Annotated in this window: 1 protein-coding gene; it reads left to right on the forward strand. The window is 63.5% G+C overall.

Annotated features, from left to right (window positions below; genetic code table 11):
- Positions 1-260, forward strand: a 260-nt coding sequence (locus CVH10_RS21875; protein WP_146143265.1) for a TonB-dependent receptor, incomplete at both ends; no start/stop codon positions are given.

Here is a 260-nt window from a genome sequence, read left to right on the forward strand (position 1 = left end):
AGGTGGCGTGCCCCTCTTCAGCCAGGTCCTGCTCGCCCAAAGCCCGCAGTTGCAGGCAGCCGCCGCCGCCAGTCCGGCGCTGTTCGCGTATCTGAACACGCCGCTCACCGGCAACGCGCCGGGACAGGGCAATACGAACAACTACCGGACGAAGACCAACGCATTCGCCGCCTTCACGCACAACATCATCAACATCACCGACCGTCTGTCGCTGACGTTGGGCGCGCGCTGGAATCACGAGACGAAGGATTTCACTGCCA

The sequence above is a fragment of the Halomonas sp. ND22Bw genome, from assembly GCF_003011945.1.
Lineage (GTDB): Bacteria > Pseudomonadota > Gammaproteobacteria > Pseudomonadales > Halomonadaceae > Halomonas > Halomonas halophila.